The organism is Microvirga pakistanensis (assembly GCF_004458765.1).
Taxonomy (GTDB): Bacteria; Pseudomonadota; Alphaproteobacteria; order Rhizobiales; family Beijerinckiaceae; genus Microvirga; species Microvirga pakistanensis.
This window is the reverse complement of the sequence record NZ_SPJX01000457.1, coordinates 1-223: the sequence shown is the minus strand read 5'-3', so window position 1 is coordinate 223 and position 223 is coordinate 1. Positions and strand designations below refer to the sequence as shown.

Genomic DNA, 223 nt, shown 5'->3' with positions numbered 1-223 from the left:
CGCCGGAGCCCGAGCCGGACGAGAAGACCGCGACCACCCCTGCCCCGCAGGTTCCCCCGGCGCCCGCCGCGCCCCTGCCCCCGCTGCCGCCCCAGCCGAAGAAACCGGTGGGTCCGCCGCTCGCTCCCGTGGAACGCAAGACCCTGGCAGCCCTGCGCCGGGGCCGGAAGGACGTGGACGGGGTCATCGATCTCCACGGGATGCGTCAGGAGGAGGCGCATTT

Annotated in this window: 1 pseudogene; it reads left to right on the top strand. The window is 74.9% G+C overall.

Features of this window, described 5'->3' with window-relative positions:
• Positions 1-223, top strand: a pseudogene (locus E4K09_RS20060) (Smr/MutS family protein); the annotation flags it as partial.